This is a genomic window from Colwellia polaris (assembly GCF_002104515.1).
Lineage (GTDB): Bacteria > Pseudomonadota > Gammaproteobacteria > Enterobacterales > Alteromonadaceae > Cognaticolwellia > Cognaticolwellia polaris.
Window position 1 is genome coordinate 335945 of sequence record NZ_NBOE01000001.1, and the last position, 18751, is coordinate 354695.

Annotated in this window: 23 protein-coding genes; 11 read left to right on the plus strand and 12 right to left on the minus strand. The window is 37.8% G+C overall.

Annotated elements, in window-relative coordinates:
• The first annotated feature begins 9 nt into the window (after positions 1 to 9).
• The 5 genes from B6A32_RS01490 to B6A32_RS19535 all read left to right on the plus strand — a co-directional run bounded on the left by B6A32_RS01490 (position 10) and on the right by B6A32_RS19535 (position 3083).
• Positions 10 to 567 carry a DUF4136 domain-containing protein gene (locus tag B6A32_RS01490; RefSeq protein ID WP_085300988.1) on the plus strand — a complete coding sequence of 186 codons (558 nt, stop codon included), beginning with the start codon at positions 10 to 12 and terminating at the stop codon, positions 565 to 567.
• 34 nt (positions 568 to 601) lie between these two features.
• Positions 602 to 1078, plus strand: coding sequence for a hypothetical protein (locus B6A32_RS01495; protein WP_085300989.1), 477 nt, complete (start codon positions 602 to 604; stop codon positions 1076 to 1078).
• Positions 1079 to 1420: 342 nt separating this feature from the next.
• Positions 1421 to 1744, plus strand: a complete 324-nt coding sequence (locus B6A32_RS01500) for a ribonuclease E inhibitor RraB (RefSeq protein WP_085300990.1) — start codon at positions 1421 to 1423, stop codon at positions 1742 to 1744.
• 260 nt (positions 1745 to 2004) lie between these two features.
• Entirely contained in the window at positions 2005 to 2295 is a 291-nt protein-coding gene (locus B6A32_RS01505; RefSeq protein WP_085300991.1) for a hypothetical protein, read from the plus strand.
• A 293-nt stretch (positions 2296 to 2588) separates the two neighbouring features.
• On the plus strand, positions 2589 to 3083 hold the full coding sequence (locus B6A32_RS19535) for a pilus assembly FimT family protein (RefSeq protein WP_085300992.1): 495 nt from the start codon (positions 2589 to 2591) through the stop codon (positions 3081 to 3083).
• 285 nt (positions 3084 to 3368) lie between these two features.
• Here B6A32_RS19535 and B6A32_RS01515 read toward each other — a convergent pair whose 3' ends face one another.
• The gene (locus tag B6A32_RS01515; RefSeq protein WP_085300993.1) at positions 3369 to 4064 is read right to left on the minus strand and encodes a tRNA (adenine(22)-N(1))-methyltransferase; all 696 of its coding nucleotides are present in this window, start codon (positions 4062 to 4064) and stop codon (positions 3369 to 3371) included.
• A 150-nt stretch (positions 4065 to 4214) separates the two neighbouring features.
• On the opposite strand from B6A32_RS01515, the gene B6A32_RS01520 reads away from it, so the two are divergent.
• Positions 4215 to 4601: a PAS domain-containing protein gene (locus tag B6A32_RS01520; protein WP_085300994.1), complete on the plus strand. Its 387-nt coding sequence runs from the start codon at positions 4215 to 4217 to the stop codon at positions 4599 to 4601.
• A gap of 87 nt (positions 4602 to 4688) precedes the next feature.
• Here B6A32_RS01520 and B6A32_RS01525 read toward each other — a convergent pair whose 3' ends face one another.
• Together B6A32_RS01525 and B6A32_RS01530 are read right to left on the minus strand one after the other, a co-directional pair.
• Positions 4689 to 5345 carry a potassium channel family protein gene (locus B6A32_RS01525; protein WP_085300995.1) on the minus strand — a complete coding sequence of 219 codons (657 nt, stop codon included), beginning with the start codon at positions 5343 to 5345 and terminating at the stop codon, positions 4689 to 4691.
• A gap of 5 nt (positions 5346 to 5350) precedes the next feature.
• On the minus strand, positions 5351 to 6823 hold the full coding sequence (locus B6A32_RS01530; protein ID WP_085300996.1) for a TrkH family potassium uptake protein: 1473 nt from the start codon (positions 6821 to 6823) through the stop codon (positions 5351 to 5353).
• A 155-nt stretch (positions 6824 to 6978) separates the two neighbouring features.
• Here B6A32_RS01530 and B6A32_RS01535 point away from each other — a divergent pair, with 155 nt between their 5' ends.
• A complete protein-coding gene (locus B6A32_RS01535; RefSeq protein WP_085300997.1) occupies positions 6979 to 7146 on the plus strand; it encodes a PLD nuclease N-terminal domain-containing protein in 168 nt (55 codons plus the stop codon).
• A gap of 98 nt (positions 7147 to 7244) precedes the next feature.
• On the opposite strand, the gene B6A32_RS01540 is transcribed toward B6A32_RS01535, so the two are convergent.
• Positions 7245 to 8708 (minus strand): carbon starvation CstA family protein, encoded by a 1464-nt coding sequence (locus B6A32_RS01540; RefSeq protein ID WP_085300998.1) that lies wholly within the window; start codon positions 8706 to 8708, stop codon positions 7245 to 7247.
• Between the two features lie 624 nt (positions 8709 to 9332).
• Here B6A32_RS01540 and B6A32_RS01545 point away from each other — a divergent pair.
• Together B6A32_RS01545 and B6A32_RS01550 are read left to right on the plus strand one after the other, a co-directional pair.
• A complete protein-coding gene (locus B6A32_RS01545; protein ID WP_085300999.1) occupies positions 9333 to 9593 on the plus strand; it encodes a hypothetical protein in 261 nt (86 codons plus the stop codon).
• Between the two features lie 365 nt (positions 9594 to 9958).
• Positions 9959 to 10768 carry a DUF2306 domain-containing protein gene (locus tag B6A32_RS01550; RefSeq protein WP_158088436.1) on the plus strand — a complete coding sequence of 270 codons (810 nt, stop codon included), beginning with the start codon at positions 9959 to 9961 and terminating at the stop codon, positions 10766 to 10768.
• Between the two features lie 38 nt (positions 10769 to 10806).
• Here B6A32_RS01550 and B6A32_RS01555 read toward each other — a convergent pair whose 3' ends face one another.
• From B6A32_RS01555 to B6A32_RS01580, 6 genes are all read right to left on the minus strand, one after another.
• A complete protein-coding gene (locus B6A32_RS01555; RefSeq protein ID WP_085301001.1) occupies positions 10807 to 11442 on the minus strand; it encodes a trimeric intracellular cation channel family protein in 636 nt (211 codons plus the stop codon).
• Positions 11443 to 11454: 12 nt separating this feature from the next.
• Positions 11455 to 11844: a rhodanese-like domain-containing protein gene (locus B6A32_RS01560; protein ID WP_085301002.1), complete on the minus strand. Its 390-nt coding sequence runs from the start codon at positions 11842 to 11844 to the stop codon at positions 11455 to 11457.
• Between the two features lie 116 nt (positions 11845 to 11960).
• Positions 11961 to 12941 (minus strand): cobalamin biosynthesis protein CobD/CbiB, encoded by a 981-nt coding sequence (locus B6A32_RS01565; RefSeq protein ID WP_085301003.1) that lies wholly within the window; start codon positions 12939 to 12941, stop codon positions 11961 to 11963.
• A complete protein-coding gene (gene mtnN, locus B6A32_RS01570) occupies positions 12941 to 13651 on the minus strand; it encodes a 5'-methylthioadenosine/S-adenosylhomocysteine nucleosidase (protein WP_085301004.1) in 711 nt (236 codons plus the stop codon). The genes B6A32_RS01565 and mtnN overlap by 1 nt, the downstream gene beginning before the upstream one ends.
• Before the next feature lie 132 nt (positions 13652 to 13783).
• Positions 13784 to 14443: a DUF2726 domain-containing protein gene (locus B6A32_RS01575; protein WP_085301005.1), complete on the minus strand. Its 660-nt coding sequence runs from the start codon at positions 14441 to 14443 to the stop codon at positions 13784 to 13786.
• A 172-nt stretch (positions 14444 to 14615) separates the two neighbouring features.
• A complete protein-coding gene (locus B6A32_RS01580; RefSeq protein WP_085301006.1) occupies positions 14616 to 15248 on the minus strand; it encodes a dUTP diphosphatase in 633 nt (210 codons plus the stop codon).
• 187 nt (positions 15249 to 15435) lie between these two features.
• Between B6A32_RS01580 and B6A32_RS01585 the strand changes: the two genes are divergently transcribed.
• Positions 15436 to 15729 (plus strand): DUF2956 family protein, encoded by a 294-nt coding sequence (locus B6A32_RS01585; protein WP_085301517.1) that lies wholly within the window; start codon positions 15436 to 15438, stop codon positions 15727 to 15729.
• Between the two features lie 127 nt (positions 15730 to 15856).
• Here B6A32_RS01585 and ctlX read toward each other — a convergent pair whose 3' ends face one another.
• The gene (gene ctlX / locus B6A32_RS01590; RefSeq protein ID WP_085301007.1) at positions 15857 to 16744 is read right to left on the minus strand and encodes a citrulline utilization hydrolase CtlX; all 888 of its coding nucleotides are present in this window, start codon (positions 16742 to 16744) and stop codon (positions 15857 to 15859) included.
• A 163-nt stretch (positions 16745 to 16907) separates the two neighbouring features.
• On the opposite strand from ctlX, the gene B6A32_RS01595 reads away from it, so the two are divergent.
• Positions 16908 to 17354, plus strand: a complete 447-nt coding sequence (locus tag B6A32_RS01595; RefSeq protein ID WP_085301008.1) for an Lrp/AsnC family transcriptional regulator — start codon at positions 16908 to 16910, stop codon at positions 17352 to 17354.
• A gap of 91 nt (positions 17355 to 17445) precedes the next feature.
• On the opposite strand, the gene B6A32_RS01600 is transcribed toward B6A32_RS01595, so the two are convergent.
• Complete coding sequence (locus B6A32_RS01600) at positions 17446 to 18735, minus strand: hypothetical protein (RefSeq protein ID WP_085301009.1); 1290 nt, start codon at positions 18733 to 18735, stop codon at positions 17446 to 17448.
• Positions 18736 to 18751: the final 16 nt, after the last annotated feature.

Below are 18751 nucleotides of genomic sequence, written 5' to 3' on the forward strand. Positions count from 1 at the left end.
AGAGTTACCATGATAAATCATCGATTACTTAGCAGCTTAGCATTTCTTATTATCCTTTCATCTTGTTCTGTTACTCAAGTTGCTACTACGTCTTTTGGTGATGGTTTTGATTTTTCTGGAGTCAAAAGCTACAGCACGTATGGTCGTAACTCTGCTTTCGGTGATGTACAAAATATTAATGGCGCAATTCGTAACAACATTGAACTAACAATTGAGCAGGGTCTTGATGAAAGAGGGTTGCGTTACCAGGATGTTGAAAGTGCCGATATAGTGATTGCTTATCATCTACTGAATAATAAAGTCGGTGAATTTAAACGCTATAATCAACAAGTAAAATATTGTGGTTATTGTTTAAATGCCGACAAAAATTCGCGTATTGAATTAGAAAAGAAATTTAACCCAGGTAGTTTAGTTATTGATATTATTGACCCGAAACGCCAACGATCTGTTTGGCGCAGTGTATATCCGTTAAACTTTAAAGCGCAAGATAATAGCCAAGAAATTCAGGATAAAATTAATCGCGCGATTAAAACTATGCTGCTCGACTACCCAAGTGGTAAAATATAAGTCAAAAATTAAATCTAAAAGGAGTGCTGGCAGAATGGCAAAATGGGTCGCTATTACACTGTTTGCGTTAACTTGTTTCATGGTTATCTTGCTTAGCTTAGGCTACATGTTGTCTGAGAATGAAAAATCTACCACTGAGCTGAAAGAGCAATTAGCGCAACAGATACAACTTAATCAGAAAAAAGTGCATCAACGAAATAACCTTAAAACTTATACCAGCAATGTTCAGGCTGATATAGCGCCAACGCAAACCGATGCTGAAATAATGCAAGCGTTTGAAAGCGCGCTTATCAACAACTTAACTTGCGTAACTGTAGCGCAATGTCAGGTGGTGACAGTTAAATTTAAAAACACACACTGTACCTTAGCCAGTAATATTATTGGTGCTTCACAATTAAGTAAAATAGCCACCCAGACCATTGCAATGGATAATTGCCCAAGTGTAAGTTCGCCCCATCAATTAGCTTGTCAGCAAAATGTTTGTAGTTTAGTTAACCTGAATTCTGGATAAGCAGTACTTGCTCAATCCTCCCTTTTAAGCCATTACCTGCGTTAAAACGTCGATAAATAGCCCGCTATTCATCAACGTTTTACCTTGGAAATGGCATAAAATGAAGCATTGATGGTGTAAATTAGTGATGCTCACCTTACTATAGCATTTACTTTAACACCTAAGCTTTTGATTCACTTGAGTATCAAGCACTCATTATCCAGAGTTCAGGTTAGTTAATGTAATTCAATAGTGTGTTGTTCATACTTATTGTGTGAACAATAAATCTTGGCGGCGTGGCTGTCGTGTTTAGCATAATTTGGGTATATAATAACGCATTGTTTTTTATAAATTGTATGTAATATGAATTTTCCAGATGACGAAACAGGCCAAGTATTAGCTGAAATGCAAGCTGCTGGTATTAATTTAACCGAAATGCATAACGTTGTGTTTTTCCAGTTATTTGAACAAGAGATGCAAGCCAAAGCAATGGTTGAGCATTTAGCCGCGCAAGCGCCTGACATGCAAGTAACAATTGAACCAGATGAAATGCCCAATGTTTGGGACGTAAACTGCACAGTAAATATGATCCCAAGTTACGAGGCTATAGTGGCACAAGAGGCTGAGTTTGAATTGTTAGCGGCTAAATTTAAAGGCTATAACGACGGTTGGGGTGTTGAAGCTTAACGAAGCTTAAACGTGGTACTTTACTTACCTCAATGCAATTCCATTAGCTTTAAAGGCCTGCCTTTAGGTTTGTAAATTGAGCAGAGATATTAATATGGGGGGCTTTTTTACGTTTTTATAGAATTGATAAAAACCGTCAGAAAAATATCTATCATTACGTCATATTTGTGATATTAATAATACTCCAAAAATATCTGGCTAAGTTTTCATAAATTTAGCCTTCAGTAATAAAGTGTTATCGACACAAGGAGTGTTAAATCATGCTTAATAAATATTTATCTTTCCCCCTGCTTGTTATATTAAGCGCTTGTGGAGCTAACCAACCGCCTCCATACCAACAAGACAGACCCCCTGAAACTCGTGACCAATATAGTGGTGCCGAAGGGTTAAAACAGCAGCAAAAAGATCAAACTCACCTGATGAATAAAGAGTTAGCTGATAAATGTACTGCTGCCAAAATTGATTTGGCAATGGCAGAGCAAGAAAAAAACACCAAAGAAATTCATCAACAAATTGGTCTAATCAATAGTAATTGTGTTGAAGAAGAATAAGCTTATTTAAATTTAAGTAAGTGCTTCTTTAGTAACTAGAGGTATTCTTTGGTTGCTAGCTTCTTAAGTGATTTAGTTTTTAATAATAGCTCTTTACCTGCTGATGAGATCACTTTGTGGTTTTTTATATGGTAAAAGGTAAAGTAAATTGACTGGCGAAGTTCGCATTATTTTATTCATTTTAATTTAACGAATAGATATCTATCAAGCAGTTCAATATAATAACTTGCAATTGGCAAACGACTTTTAACTAAATCGTTGCTGCTTATCAACCTTCTATCAGTGAGAAGTTAATGACCTTGAACCTAAAAACTAACCGTGGTTTTACGCTAATCGAGCTCGTTGTGGTGATCGTTATTCTAGGTATTCTAGCCGCGACGGCTGCGCCTAAATTTATTAATATTAAAAGTGATGCCGTTATTGCAAACCTTAATGCATTAGAAGGCTCTATAAAATCAGCAAATCAGCTGGTGTATTCAAAATCTATTGTACAGGGTGAGCTTATTGGCGAGGGAGTTATTGCCCTTGGCACGCTCAACATTGATACCTTTTATGGCACATTAAAAGCTGACTCTCAAAATGTTGTTAATGCTATTGATGCGTCTTTTACTGTAGTTTCAAGCCCTACCGATTCATTTACTACTAACTGGGGAATTTATAAAGTGCCTAATGCTGGCGTACAAATTTTTCCAAATGGTTATGACATTTCAAGTGGTTGCTTGTTGTATTATATTGAAGCCGACGCAGATAATTCAGCATTTTATTCACAAACCACTAATGGTTGCTAACGCTGATAAATACTTGTTATTAATAACTATGCAAGCAATAAACTAACTCACTGTATTGGTAGTAATGAGTTTCAATGTTTAGCAATCTCAGCTCTTCTGTCTAATACCAATTGATTTAATGAATCGATCAATTTTAAACCGCTTTATAATGATCGATTGTTTATATCAATTGGTATAAGTTATCCGTAGTGAAATTGCTTAAGTTAAAGCACGTAAGATAAAGTCACGTAAGAAAATAAATAAGTTATCATTAAAAATAGTAATTTTATTTACGGTTTTAAACGTTTACTTTAATTGGCTATAAGCACATATAATGTCATCAACATTCTCTTTACCACCTTGCTGAATGCGTTTGTAATGACTAAGTGTTTTAGTTAAATATTGTTTAACTACATGTGCTTGTTGAGTGCTTTTTGCTTGCCAAATATCATCTCCTATAGGGCTTATAGGTTTATTTATTTTATTGTTAGTCTCATGACATAGTTTGCTTTTTGTTGAGGCTAATATCACTTCATAATAGCGACCATTATCGGCTACTAGCGCTTCGTTTTTTAAACTGCATTGCAGTGCAATTAATTTTTTACGTAAGTCATATTGTTGATTAACAGGGCATAGTAAAAAGTCGATATTAAGATCAGGAGACTGTTGGCAAATATCATTAATGAAATTAATCATTAAATCGCCACCAACACCGGCAATAATAACTAAGTGAGAGCCTTGATACTTTTGCAAAGGTAGTGTTGAAACATCTATACAGTGTGTTTGCCAGTGCGAAGTAGCATTTTGATAGAACTGTTGTAATTTACTTTCTACACTGGCGATTAGCGCTGGCACTATATCTACAAAATGTACATTCGGCGCTGCTTGCTGTGACAATAAACTTGCCCCTAAAAAGCCATGATCACAGCAACAATCCCAAATGTGGGTATAATGGCTAGTTACCATTTGTTCAATCTGCTTTAACCTTTTACTGAGTTTCAACTAACTTGTCCTAATCTCTTGTTATCTTGTTGCATTGTAATGTTTTTATTCCATTTTGCTAAGTAGCTGACTTTAAGAAATATTGCCGTTCTGGTATTGAGAAAAATTTCTTGTAAAATAAGTGGGTAATTTTAAAACCCTTAGGTTGTTATGTTTACTGAAAACCCAGAAGACTTTATCAATAACTCATCAATCGGCATTCATGTGGTATCGACTAAAGGGATTATTGTTTATGCCAATGAATGTGAGCTTGACGTTTTAGGCTATGAAAAAAGCGAATATGTAGGGCATCATGTGTCAGAATTTCAGATTGATAGTGAATGCTTATCAGACATGATGGCACGTTTAAAGCGTTTTGAAATGTTGAGAAATTACCCTGCAAAGGTGCAAGGTAAATCTGAAATAAAATATATTATTTATAACTCGAGCGTTTATGAAGAAAACAACGAATTTTTGCATACCCGTTGTTACGGTACTGAAGTTGATAAAGTCATTTATGACGTATTTGTCAAACATTGTGATTATATAAAACAGTAGCCAAATAACGCTATTTACTGGAGTAATCTAGTTACATTTGATGAGTAATTTACCTTATCAATAGCATTATTTTTACCCGCTAAAATATCAAGAATCTGAAGTTAACCCTAAGCTCTCTCTTAATCTTTCTAAGTTTTTATGACTACTGACGAATAAAAGTTTATCACCCGCGTTGAGCGACTTTACATCTGCAGGAATACTACATTTGTCGCCACTGTTTACCGTAACTAATTGGCATTGTTTCGGAAGCTCAGCATCAGCAAGTGATTTAGGGCAGTTTTCATCCAGAGTAAGTTCGACAAACTGAAGGTCTCCATCTAAATAGGCCGACCTGAGCATACCATCGCGCATCTCGCTCATGTTGACTATTTCTCTTGTCAGTTGTTTATTGGTGAAAATAACACCGTCCATTTCAAGGTTATGACAAACCGGCTCAAGCTCGTCGTCTTCTACTCTAACAATTACTCTTTTAAAACCCATAGTTTTTGCAACCTGTGCTGCGAGCAAATTGTCGGTATCACTGTCAGAAAGGCATATTAAGGCATCGGTATTTTTCGCACAGGCTTCTTCTAAAAACTTAGGCTTAGCTCCGTCACCTAAAATAAAACCACAGTCGATATATTCACTTAACACATCAATTTTATCTTGATCTTTTTCTATAATAACCACTTCATGATCGCGCTTAGTGAGTTCTGCTGCACAGTGAGAGGCCAAAGAGCCGCCTCCGATAATTACCATTCGCATTGTGTTTAACTCCTTCTCTTACCTATCCAAGTTGCTGGGAGCAATAAAACAATAATAGCTACAGTTTCTACTCTTCCAAGTAACATGTTAAAAATTAATACCAGTTTTAAGGGGGTAGGCAGTTCTGTTGATGTTAAGCCGCTAGAAACCCCAGCGGTTCCAAGCGCAGATGTTACTTCGTAAAGAGACTCTATTGGCGGCATGCCATAACCCAGAAAGATTAACCAACTGCCAACGAGAAAGACTAAATAACCGCAAATAACTGCTAATATGTTTTCTATTGTTAAGTAGTCTACCCTTTTACCGTCTAAGCGCAAATGTAGCTGCGAATGCACACCACTGCTGGCGCGTCGTAAAAACATTTGCATGGCTTTAAACAATACTAATAATCGATAAATTTTTATGCCACCAGCGGTACTACCTATGCCGCCGCCAATAAACATACAAGCACAAATTAACAACATGGCAGCGCTACCAAAGGGTAAAATATCAGATGAAGCAAAACCAGCGGTTGTTATCGCAGATATGGTATTAAAATAAGCTTGTCCAATGCTAGCTTCACCTCCAGATAATTTAACCAAAGCGAAAACGGCTAATGGTACAAAGGCTACCAGTAAAAGTAGGCATCGTAATTGAGGATCTCTGAAGCTAGCGCGAAGTGAAGATATAGTGGGACGATAATAAAGGTGTAATGAAATCGCGCCGAGAATTGAAATAATAGAAACTATCCACTGCTCGCTAATGCCATATGAGGCAAAGCTGTCGTCTCGGTTGGCAAAACCACCAGTAGAAACAGCAGCCATTGCATGTACTATAGCGTCAATGAGTGAGCTACCAGCGAAAAGTAATGCACCAATACCTATAAAAGTTAATACAGCGTAAACCACTAAAATACGTTTAGCATGGCCACGCGTACCACCAATATGCGAGTCTACATCGGCAGCATCTGCACCAAACATTTTTGTTTCTATACCTGGTTGGGTGTGAATAGCGAGTGCGAGTACGATTACGCCTAAACCACCCACCCATTGCATCCAACCTCGTGCAAACAAAAATGCAGCAGGTTTGTCTTCAACAGATGATAGGGTTGAAAGGCCTGTGGTTGTTACCCCTGAAACTGTTTCAAACCATGCGTCAATAAATGACATGTTGTATTGCAGCATAGGCAGCGTAAAAAGTAATGATGAGGTAATAAACACTAATGCGGCAACGGCGAGTGTTTCATTACGTTGGAGTTGCTTAACGCGCTTAATTTTGCGACTAAGGGCGTAACATATAGCACAAATTATCGCGATAGCTAAATAAGCCAGTGTTACAGGGTATTGTCCACTGGCGAGTGATACGATCATTGGAACTAACACCAGCAGCCCCATTAAACCGAGTAGTTCAAAAAGGTGTTTACATACTGCCTGAGGACGGGCCGCGAAGAGTAAACTTATTTGACCTTTAGAGCTGATATGAGCTGAACTATTCGACAATTTTATTCCTTATTTCTATACGCTTAATTTTTGTTTTTATAAATGTCTTCTATTTAGTGTAAAGTAAGTTTATGCATTATGCTTCAAGATAACGCATGAGTTTATTAAACATATTCGTGATTTAAAAAAATAAATAACACTTAAGGATTAAATTTATGTTTACAGGTATTTTAGGACTTATACATTTAATTATCGCAATTTGGGCGATTCTTAGTATTTTAAAATCAAGCGCATCAACAGCAGAAAAAATTGTTTGGGCATTAGTGGTATTGCTATTCCCTGTTATTGGTTTAATTATCTGGTTTTTAGCCGGACCCAAATAATAATCGCAGCTTCAAGATAAAAAAAACCAGTAATTCGTTGTTAGATTACTGGTTTTTTTGTTTTAAGTACACGTAATATCTAGTTTAAATATTTTTTGCTACTTTGTATTTTTATATTTAGCAGCATGAATAATAACAAGTGCAATGCAGCCTAATATTGCTGTAGCAATACCAATGGGCTTACCGTAACCACTTGATAAATTAAAACCGATAGCTGCGGTCATAATATAAGAAACGGTTACCGCTGTTGCGATAACTGCAGGTATGCTGGTAATCCAATGGAAAGTACCGCGGTCAAATAAGTATTTTGTTGCAAGCCAAAGCACACTGGTAGATAGCAACATATTTGAGAAAGCAAAGTAACGCCAAATAACCGTAAAGTCGAGCTTTGTCATAAAGTACGCAATGGTTAAAATCGGTATGGCGAGCAATAATCGATTACGCATGCTTTGCGGTATATTAAAAGCGTCAACTATTGTTAAACGCAGTGAACGAAAGGCTGTATCACCAGAGGTAATAGGGAAAACCGCAACAGCAACAATTGCCATAATTCCACCGAACACACCAAGATAACTATTAGCAACATGGTTCACCACTAACCCAGGACCACCAGCATCGAGCAGTGCTTTTAATCCGGCATAACCTTCAGGAAATGCGGCAATGCCGGCAAGCGCCCAAACACAGCCCACCACACCTTCACTGACCATAGCGCCATAATAAACAGGGCGTACATATTTTTCGTTGGTTAAACAGCGAGCAATAATAGGGGCTTGGGTAGAATGAAAGCCACTTATGGCACCGCAAGTAATAGTAATAAACAGTAGTGGCCAAGTGGGTAAACCATCAGGGTTTGGTGTTAAAAAGTCGTGCGCATGATCGGCTTCAAAATAAGCTAAGAAATCGCCCGTCATAGGTAAATGTGGCGCATTTATTAAAAGTGCAATGGCGATTGAAATCGTCATAACAATCATTAATAAGCCAAAAATCGGGTAAAATTTAGTGATTATTTTATCAATGGGTAATAAGGTTGCTAAAAAATAATAGCCTAGAATAGCCAATACCCAGAAAGTATTATTGGCTAAAATGGTGCCTTCAAAAAAATCTAAGTTACTGAGTAAGCCCGCAGGACTCATGATAAATACTACGCCAACAAAAAATAGCAACATGGCAGTAAATATCAACATAAAGCCTTTGAAAATAACGTTGTAATATTTTCCTGCTATTTCAGGTAGGCTTTTACCATCTTCCTTTATGCTCATAACCCCAGAGAAAAAATCATGAACTGCGCCACCTAAAACGTTACCGAGCACGATCCAAACTAAAGCGATTGGGCCATATAATGCCCCTAATATTGGTCCAAATATTGGACCAACTCCGGCGATATTGAGAAATTGGATTAAAAAAGCACGAACTGGGTGAACAGGTACATAGTCAACACCTTCGCTAAAACGCTTTTGTGGTGTATCAACAGTGGAGTCTAAGCCGGCTTGTTTTTCGACAAATGGGCTATAAAATTTGTAACCTAGTATTAAGATGGTGAGACAGATAAAAAAGATAATCATAAAGCTCGTTCTCTTGTATATTTATATAATGAAGCGCGTGAGTTATCGCTAGATTTTGCACATTTTAATTAACCGGCGAACTGTATCAAAAGCCAAGGACCTTAACAATAAGACGTTAGGCTAATATATTGTTTAAAATATGTCATATTGTAAATGGTTTAGCATTTAAATTAGCTAGCTTCATTGTTGTTGTGAATGTGAGTACTTGATCTACGACTATGTTTTTATCATAGATAGTTACGTTAGCTTTAAATTGTTATGAAAAATAAATTGTTTGATTCAATACATATTACTTAACCTGAACGCTGGATAATGAGAGGTTAATACTCAAGTGAATCAAAAGTTTAGGTTGTAAAGTAAATGCTATAGCATGGTGAACATCAAGAATAGACACCATCAATACTTCATTTTATGCCATTTCCAAGGGAAAACCTTGATGAATAGCGCGCTATTTATCGACGATTTAACGCAGAGAATGGCTTAAAAGGGAGCATTGAGCAATTGCTGCTTATCCAGAGTTCGGTTACTTAAGCTGTTGCTCAGCTAATTGGGTTGATTTTATTTCTATTGAATAAAACTTTATAAAAAACGATTAAAATAAGTTGATAATTTAAGGAGTTGGTCATGCCAACAAATAAGCATAAACGAAAAGCTGTTGCAAAGAATAAAACTAGAACATTAACAAGCACAAAAACGTCAGGGGTTATTTCCTCGTATCCCAAAGTGTTCATTTATATTGGTTTATTCTTTGTCGCTGTTGGAATATATTTCATGGCTTTTGAATCCCAAAGTAATGCCATGTTTGGACTTGCTATGCTACTGCTTGTTAGTGGAACGGCTATCGCTATTTATGCTAATTTTACGGTATCTAAATTGCGTAAATAATTGCACTTTATTATGAGTTAACACCGATAGCGGTTTAGCAAATAAAAGCTATCGGTAAATTCCATGTTTATTAGTTATCACCTACCTTCGCACTGAATCGTTAAGTTTATATATGTCTGACTTAACAATAGGTTAACGTGCACATTTATAGCCTTGGCATTTATAGCTTCTGCTTTTTAAATTACCGCCTGTTGGTAAAAAATTACCTCATCACTAAATATCGGTCAAAAAAACCTTAAAGTCGTAAAAAACACTTCTCACTTACAATTAAAATTTTCAAGATGTTGAAATTTAAGATAATAAAATTTGGAATGCTCTTTGCTAAAACATTTAAAGTAATAAAACTAAAAATTAAAGAGTTAGGTATGAATAAAAATGAAATCGCTGGTGTTGAGAGTGTATCAACACGTTCAAATGTTATTTTAGCCAATATCGCTAAATGTTGGTTTGCCGTTGCTGTTATCGGGCAATGGATCATGGTGTATTACGTCATTGCTCATTATGGCGGTGAATTACTTGCAGGTAATACTGATGTTTTGGAATCACCGAATGGTCATCAGTCAGGATTAATTGCATTGATTATTCATGTAATAATTGCGGTAGTTACTATGGGTTTTGGCCCCTTGCAATTCATCCCAAAAATTCGAGAAAAATTTCCTAAATTTCACCGAATAAATGGGCGTATTTATCTCGTCACTATTTTTATCGGCAGCATTTTAGGTTTATACCTTGTTTGGGGTTATGAAAAAATGCCAGGTGGCAACGCTATGTTTGTTGCAATGAATATCATGGTATTACTTATCATTACCTTTGCCTTTCTCACTTTACGCTATGCAATTGCGCGTAACATTGTGCAGCATCGCCAATGGGCTTTGCGTTTATTTATGGTGGTGAATAGTGGCTGGTTTTTTCGTGTGGGCTTAATGGCTTGGCTTTTAATTCATCAAGCGCCTGTTGGCTTCGACCCAGAAACCTTTGAAGGTCCTTTTATTATTGCTTTAGCATTTGCACAGTACCTTTTACCACTAGCTTTACTGGAGCTATATTTTTGGGCGCAGCAGAAAACCGATTTAAAAGTAAAGTATGGCGTTTGCATAATACTTATTTTGGCAACGTTATTAATGGCTGTAGGTATTTTTGGTGCGGCAGCAACTATGTGGTTACCTAAAGTCTAAATTTTAGGTAACACGGTAATTATTATCTGCTTTATTGATTATTTTTTGGTGCCCTCGTCGGGCTCAATAATTTCAAAGGCTGGCAGTGTTACACGCCAATAAATGGCAGCTAAGCGTAAAGCTAAAGCCCCTAGTATTGCGCCTACGATGGCAAAGTGTTGTGGTAGCTCGATATAAGTAAAAAGGGTAAATAATGCGCCGCCTAAAATAGCTGCGGTGGCGTAAATTTCTTGTCGTAATATCATCGGGATAACGTTACAAAGTACGTCACGGATCATACCACCGGCAACGCCTGTTACCATGCCTAACAAAATGGCAACGGGTACAGCCGCGCCTAAGCTTAAGGCTTTTTCTGTGCCCAATACTGCAAATAAAGCAAGCCCAAAAGCATCGGAAACCAACAAGAATCGTTTAGGAATACGCTTCGGGCATCGTATAAAAATGATAGTGAGCGCCGCTGTAGCTAAAATAACATATAGATATATTGGATTTTTGACCCAAAAGACGGGGGTTTGAAGAATTACATCGCGAATAGTACCGCCGCCAATAGCGGTAACCGCAGACAAAACAGCCACACCAAAAGGATCAAGTTGATAACGACCTGCCATTAATGCCCCTGAAAAAGCAAAAACAATCACACCAAAGAGATCGAGCCAATAAAGTAATTCTAACATGTGAACAGACGCTTATTTTACTATGGGTAAGTCAGCTGCTTGCCAAGCATTCATGTCGCCATCAAGGTGGCGAAGATCGCTAAAACCAGCAGCGCGTAAATCATTTTCTGCACTGATAGCCCGGCGACCTGAGCGACAATGCACCACAACGGTTTGATCTTTATAAGCCATTATTTTACTTAGGTTTGCGTTAATTTCATCATGGCTAATATTAATCGCACCAGCAATATGACCTTCAGCAAATTCATCAGCGCTGCGTACATCTAAAACAAGGGGTTTATTGGCAGGCGTAGCCATTAAAGTTAATAGGGCTTGTTGTGAAATAGGAGGTGTTTCCTCTGCAAAAGCGAGAAAAGTAAACAAGCTTAATAAAATAACCAAAGTTAATTGAGTAAGTTTCATATAAACGCCTTGTATAGGTAAAAAAAGTTTAGATTAATGCCGACAGTTTACCTTAATTACTGTAATAACAAAGATCTTTAATTACAGGCGAATGAGCTAACTACTTCGTTTTAATGTTATTGAATAACACCAGAGATAGCATAAGAGGTAACAGCTAGAAGTAATACCAATAAAAGTAACAGATAAAGGGCATAATTTACCCGTTTACTGGCATGAATAATATCAGTGGCTTGCGGTTGTCGCGCGTGGTCATTAAAGCTAGCTTTGCGCACCTTGCTACCGCCATACATGGCAACACCACTGAGCTTTATTGCTAAACCTAAAGACAATATATGCAACAAAATACTGTTATTTGTTTGGAAAAACTTACCACGTATTAAACGCCAATAGAGCAAAGTATTTTGCCCTACAGTACCGAGTAAAATAACCAAAGCAAATATTCGCGATGGTAACCATTGCAGTAAATTTACAATATGGTTAATTGTAGCACCAAAATGTACAAAACGATAAATTTTTATGTTCCATGCGTAATGCATTTCTAATAAAAGTCGAAACGCGAATGCTGCTAATGGTCCAAAGAAAATAAAATAAAAACCAACACACACTAACAGTTGCGAACTCTTTAATACTTGCATTTCAATACAAGCTTTACTTATCCCTAATGGTGACATTTGTTCAGTATCGCGCAATAAAAGTGGGGCTATTTTCTGTTTAGCTTGGTAGCTATTATTGGCAACTAGTTCGCGAGCAACGGCTTTATTTGTTGTTGTTAAGCCAAAGTTTCCTAAGGCGAAATAAAGTAAAAACGCTTGCCAAAGCCATTGTATTTCAATGAATACTTCAAATAACCACAAAATAGCGACTATCGGTAGTAAAGTAATGAGTATGGCGATCAAGCCTGAAATATTTTGTTGGCGCGCACTGTTACTCGGTTTACTTACTTTATCAGCCAGGCGTTGACAATAAAAATTGAAAAAAGCTAAGTGTTGCTGAGTAATAAACTGACTAACCAATGCTTTTAAAGCGATCACTAATAATAAGGTGATCACCGCAGAATACAAATACGGGCTAGTTAATATATTACTCAGGGTTTGCATTAGTTTAACGACTTTTCTTTTAGCGCATCAAGCATGCTGATAACTAACTTCGACGAGTTAACTGAGGCAGTTTCTAAGTATGCTTCAAAAGATGTTGGAGACTCTTTTCCTGCAATATCAGACATTGAGCGAATCACCACAAATGGCGTATTGAATTGATGACAAGTATGCGCAATAGCGGCGCCTTCCATTTCAACAGCGGCCATTGTAGGGAAGTTGGCTCTAGCTTTCGCTATATCGTCATCTTTCGTCATAAATGTGTCGCCAGTGGTAATTAACCCGACCAAGGTTTGTACGTTTTCAAGCGAGCTTATGCCTATTTTTGCTGCTGCAACCAATTCTGGATGAGGAATATATGCGGGCGGGTTAGCGGGTAGTTGACCAATTTCATAACCAAAAGCGGTTACGTCGACATCGTGATAACGCACTTCTGAGCTAATAACAATATCGCCGACTTTAAGTGACTGTTCAAAACCACCTGCAGAGCCAGTATTTACAACATAGTCAGGCTGAAATTTATCAATAAGTATTGCTGTTGCTAATGCAGCCGCGACTTTGCCAATACCCGACTGTACAATCACGACTTCAGAGCCATTTAATTGTCCCTGATAAAAGGTATAACCTGCATGTGTTGATGTTTCGCAATTGTCTAATTTTGCTTTTAAAATGGCAACTTCAGGCTCCATTGCGCCAATAATACCTGCTTTCATTAATGTTAATCCTGTAAAAAATTTTGACGACTACAATGCGCCAGAGTTGATGGGCGGATTATAGCGCGACTTTTGCATATCAACAAAAAAAGCAGACTTATCTGTCTGCTTTACATGCGATGAACTACTTTTTTAATGAGGCAGTGCAGCGGCTTGATTTGCTGAAAGTTGCCCAGCTAATGCAGGGGTATCTTTTGTTAACATAGCATGCGCAGCGGTCGGTGATAATGCGCCAGTAGGTCTTGGGCGAGCTTTTACTAAAGGTGCAGGAATAATTCGGCCTTTTACTTGCGGTGAAGGTGCTTTATTACCTAATATTCGACTGTTAATACAAGCACGAATTTCATCTATGGTGTAATTGGCTTTTACTTTAATGCGAATATGCGGAATGGCTGCAGCTTCAAGTGCACCACTAACAAACCAATCTTTTTTAACTTTATAACCTTTGCCTTGTGTATCGACTAAATCTATTACACCAAGCATCTTCATGCTGTCGCGTTCGCAAATTACAAAGTCTAAATACTTGCTATGAGCATTATTTGAGGCTGTTTGCCCTGCGCGTTTTGATACGCCATTACGAACGCTAACAATATCAGCTAGCTTTACACGATTTATAATACGGTATCTTGAGCCCATTGCTTGCTCAACAAGGTTTTGAAAGTTTTTTTCTGCGGGGGTAAATAGTGCAGTTTTACGATCGAAAGGAAAGGGAAAGCTATTATCGTTCAAGCGGCTCGCAAGCATACCAACAATAACAATTAGGCTGATCATGGCAAATAGAATAAGTTCCATATACATCTCCGGCAGTTCAATTTCTTGACGTTTATCTTAGTTAACTTGATAAAGCAAAAAATGAGCCAGAGATGATGCCACTAACACGTTAGTGAGTTAATAATAGTGATTATCGATATTACTTTTATTAACTCACTGATTTTTAATAGTTAGTTTTCTAACTTACTGGAAGCTACTTCGGGTATTTCGCGGCTAATGCGCTATAAAGCTGTTGCTGAAAGTCGTCAGCACTCGTGTCGAGTGTAGTAACCAAGTTAGCTAGTACTTCGTTGTCTTCTTCACCGTGCCATATTTTGATATAGCTGCCTTCTTTATAGCCATGGTCTTGACGGAAGAAGTTTAAGGTGTTTTTTCCAACATATTGACGAAAAAGCTCATCTAAATCCATTGCCATTAAACGCATACAATCAGCAAGTGCAACAGCATTAAATGCTTTGTCAGTGACGGCTGCAGAAGCAAGGCTTTCTAAGGCGATTTTAAAGTCTTGTTGGCCGCTGCTTTGGGTTAATTCAGTTGCTAAAGTTTCGGTAATGCTTTCTATTGAATCACCAGACATTAACCGTAAACTTAAGCCAAAATGAAAAATATCGACTAACTCTAATTGTACCTGAGCAACGTCAATTTCTTGGTGTTTCCACCATTTCCAACCGTGATGATCTAACATTTCGGCACACTCAACCCAAATGGCGCGATACCATTCGTAATTGTTATCTCGCCAAGTCTCGCTAACGCGTGAATTCATGGCATCTTGCATGGATAACATTTGGGTAATTTGGTTTTTTGCTGTGCTTAGTAAATCGCTCATGGTTTTCTCTATTCTAGTCAATTAGGTGGGTGATCAATTTTGGCTGTTGCAAGAATAAACTAATAAGCATTGGGGTTAAAGTCTTGTCCGATTAATGGCATCATATATTCATTAAAATTTATGTTGAGGTTCGGTTTTGACAACACAAGTTACAGGTAAAGTTTCTAACGAAGTACAAAGTGAAGCAATGCGTATTGCTAAAGGAACGCAAAAAAAGTCACAAACCAAAGAGCAAACCAAATTAATTGCTCAAGGTATTGAAAAAGGTATAAGCGAGTATAAGAAACAACAAAAAGCAAAATCTCGTGAACGTGATAAACAGCGTAAAAAGACTGTGGCAGCAAAAGCTAATGCTCAAGTAACAGAGTCCAAACCATTAGATAGCCAACAAAAAGACGTAACTATGGGTAATAAACTTCTGAGTATTTTACCTTGGCTATTGTTATTAGCGAGTTGGGGGTATTTTTTACTGTCAAATTAGCTCTCGATTAACTCGCTAAGTTTTGCACCATTATCTTAATTACAAATCTTAGTAACAAATCTTAATGGCAAAAGATGCTTTTTCGCGTGTTTTTTATTGCTGCTATTGCTGCGCCTAAATAATACTTTTAACGCGGCGATAAATGAATACCCGCTATCATGCAACGAATAGAACCACCGGCGAGTTCTATGGTGCTAACGTCAATCGATACAAGCTTTGCACTTTTCTCTATTAACTTGCGTTGCTCAGCAGTTAAAGCATTATAGGCCGTTGTTGATAAAGCCAAAATTCGGCCATTAGAAGATTTTAATTCAATAGCGTTACCGCAAAAATGAGCAATTTGCGCTTCGCTCAGTTCAATAACGTCACGACCTGATGCTTGAAAGCGTTGAATAATTTCTTCTCGGCGCGGTGTGTTTTTGATCATACTCGGCGCCATTAAAACAAACTCTGTGGCAATACACATTAAAACGTTAGTGTGATAAACACTTTCGCCTGCACTATTAAAGGCGTCAAACAACATAGGTTCATAATTAAAGTGCGTGCAAAAACGTTCAAGTGCTAACGAGTTAGCGCGTTTTGACTGCACGGCATAAGCAACTCGATCAAAATGGTCAAGTACCATGGCACCTGTTCCTTCGAGATAAATATGGTCTTGTTCTAATCCTGAATAATCGACAATGTCTTGTACTCGATAGCTTTGCTTTAGCATTTCAATAATGTCGCTTCGTCGCTCTAAACGACGGTTTTGTGCATACATAGGATAAATAGCAATATGGCCACCACTGTGGGTTGAAAACCAGTTATTTGGAAATACTGAGTCAGGCGTTTGCGTACTTTCATCTTCAAACATATGTACTTTTATATCATGGCTTTCGAGTATTACTTGCGCTTGACTGATCTCTTTATAGGCCATTTCGGCAATGTGTTCAGGCGATTGAGTTAACTCAGTTGTCTGAAAGCTATTATCTGCCAAGGTTTCAGGGTTTGAGTGGAAGTGATGTGGCCTGATCATGATAACACTGCTAGGCGCTTGTGGATTTATAATGCTCAACGGAGTTTTCTCAATTAAAACGAAAGTAAGTCGGTAGTGTAATTTTTATTTTTGTTAGTTAAAATGCCATTATTACTGTATTTTTGCGTTATTTTTTATCATTTTGTAAGGTTTAAATATCATTATGTCAAATTCAACCGTAAGAGCCTATCTGCACGATCAATTAGACCAACAATTAATTTCATTATTACGTGAAGATGGCAGAGCATCAGTGTCAACTTTGTCTAAACAATTAAAAGTATCACGCGGCACAGTGCAAAATCGCATTGAACGTTTAGTATCGTCGGGGGCTATTTTAGGCTTTACGGTTAGAGCACATGAGGCGATAGAGGCGGGGTCTGTAAAAGCTATTATGCTGATAGAGGTTGTTGGCCGTTCAACCACACAAGTTATTAAGGTACTAAAGGGCATACCGCAATTGACTAAGTTACATACCACTAATGGCTCATGGGATTTAGTGGCTGAACTTCACACCAGTAACTTGATTGAGTTTGACCATGTATTAGCACAAGTCCGGATGATCGAAGGCGTACTCAATAGCGAAACCAGTATTTTATTAACCTCGGCTTAGTAACATAAGCTTAGCTGCATAGGCTTAGCTTCACGGGGTTTTCTTCTCGGCAATGCTATTTATCTAGCTTGATGAGTTTTAGCTTAAAAAATTAATACTGATAACGCGCGCTTAACCATGCATTGGTGTTGTTTTCGAGTTGCCCGAAAAAAGAAAAGTCATTTCTACCAAAAAACACATTCGCGCCAGTACTAAATAACCACTGATCATTGTACTGATAATTAATTGAAGGTTTAAGGTAACCGTCTTTATCACTAGGAGAATAAAAGGCAAACATTGAATAGGTGAGTGTTTGTCTTAGGGCGCGATAGTGCAGACGTAAAGTTAACAAATGACGATTTTCAGCCACACGTTGATCAGGTGTTTGGCTGTTGGCTTTCAATGCTTGATAGTGCTTAGTTCGCTCAAGATAATACTGCATACTGGCCGTTAAATTTTTTGCTAGTTCTCGTTCATAGCCTATTAAAAGTCTATGTTGACCATTGGCGATCATATCATTCGTACCTTGATTATCTTCAGTGCTGTTATAGCTAGCGTACTCTGCATTGAAAATACCGCCTTTGAAAGGTGCTGTTGCGCTAACACCCCAGACATTAAGCTTTGGAAAATAACTTTGGTATTGCGAACTAACTTGGCTTGAAAGGCCTGAAGGCTTTGTACCTTGTGGTGTTGGCCAATAACCTTGATAGCCATATAACGCAACTTCAACATTATTTAGCTGAGTTTTTAAGCGAGCTGACCATTGTGATTTATGATTTTTTTCGACTGAAAATCCATTAGCAGGGGCAATTATTTGCTGCACTTGTGGCGAATAAAATGAGAAGCGCTCGCCGTTAATATAGTTGTCTGAGGTAAATTCAGGTGTCCATACTAAGGAAAAACTCACTGCCTTATAAAACCAGTTAGTTCTGACACTGTTCGATGGCGCTTTTAAGTATTCATCAGCGCGGCCAGAAAAAAATGACTGCCAATCTTTGGCAAATAAATCATTGAGGAATAAGTAATCTCCCGTACCCCAGGTTAATACTTGCCGACCTGCTTTTATGTCGACAAAACTAAACGGGCTGGCACTCAGGCTAAGCTCTCGGGTTTGAAAAATAGTTTTTGCGAGCACGTGGTCATAATAACTGTCGAGCTTGCCTGTGGCATCGAATAACTCATGGCTGTAGTCAATATTTACTCTAGCTCTTACTTCGCTAAGCGATGTGCTCTTTTGGCTAACATTAGCTTGTAAAAACTGCCCGTGAGCTGCTTCAATAAATCCTGTAACTTGCCAAGGTGAAGCTGGCGGTTCATCTGCCCATTCGTCTGCCCAGTTATCGTTATTGGCATTGTTAGCACTTTCACTGTTTGCACTTACGTTTAGACTAACAAATATCAAAAAAACATTAAGCAGT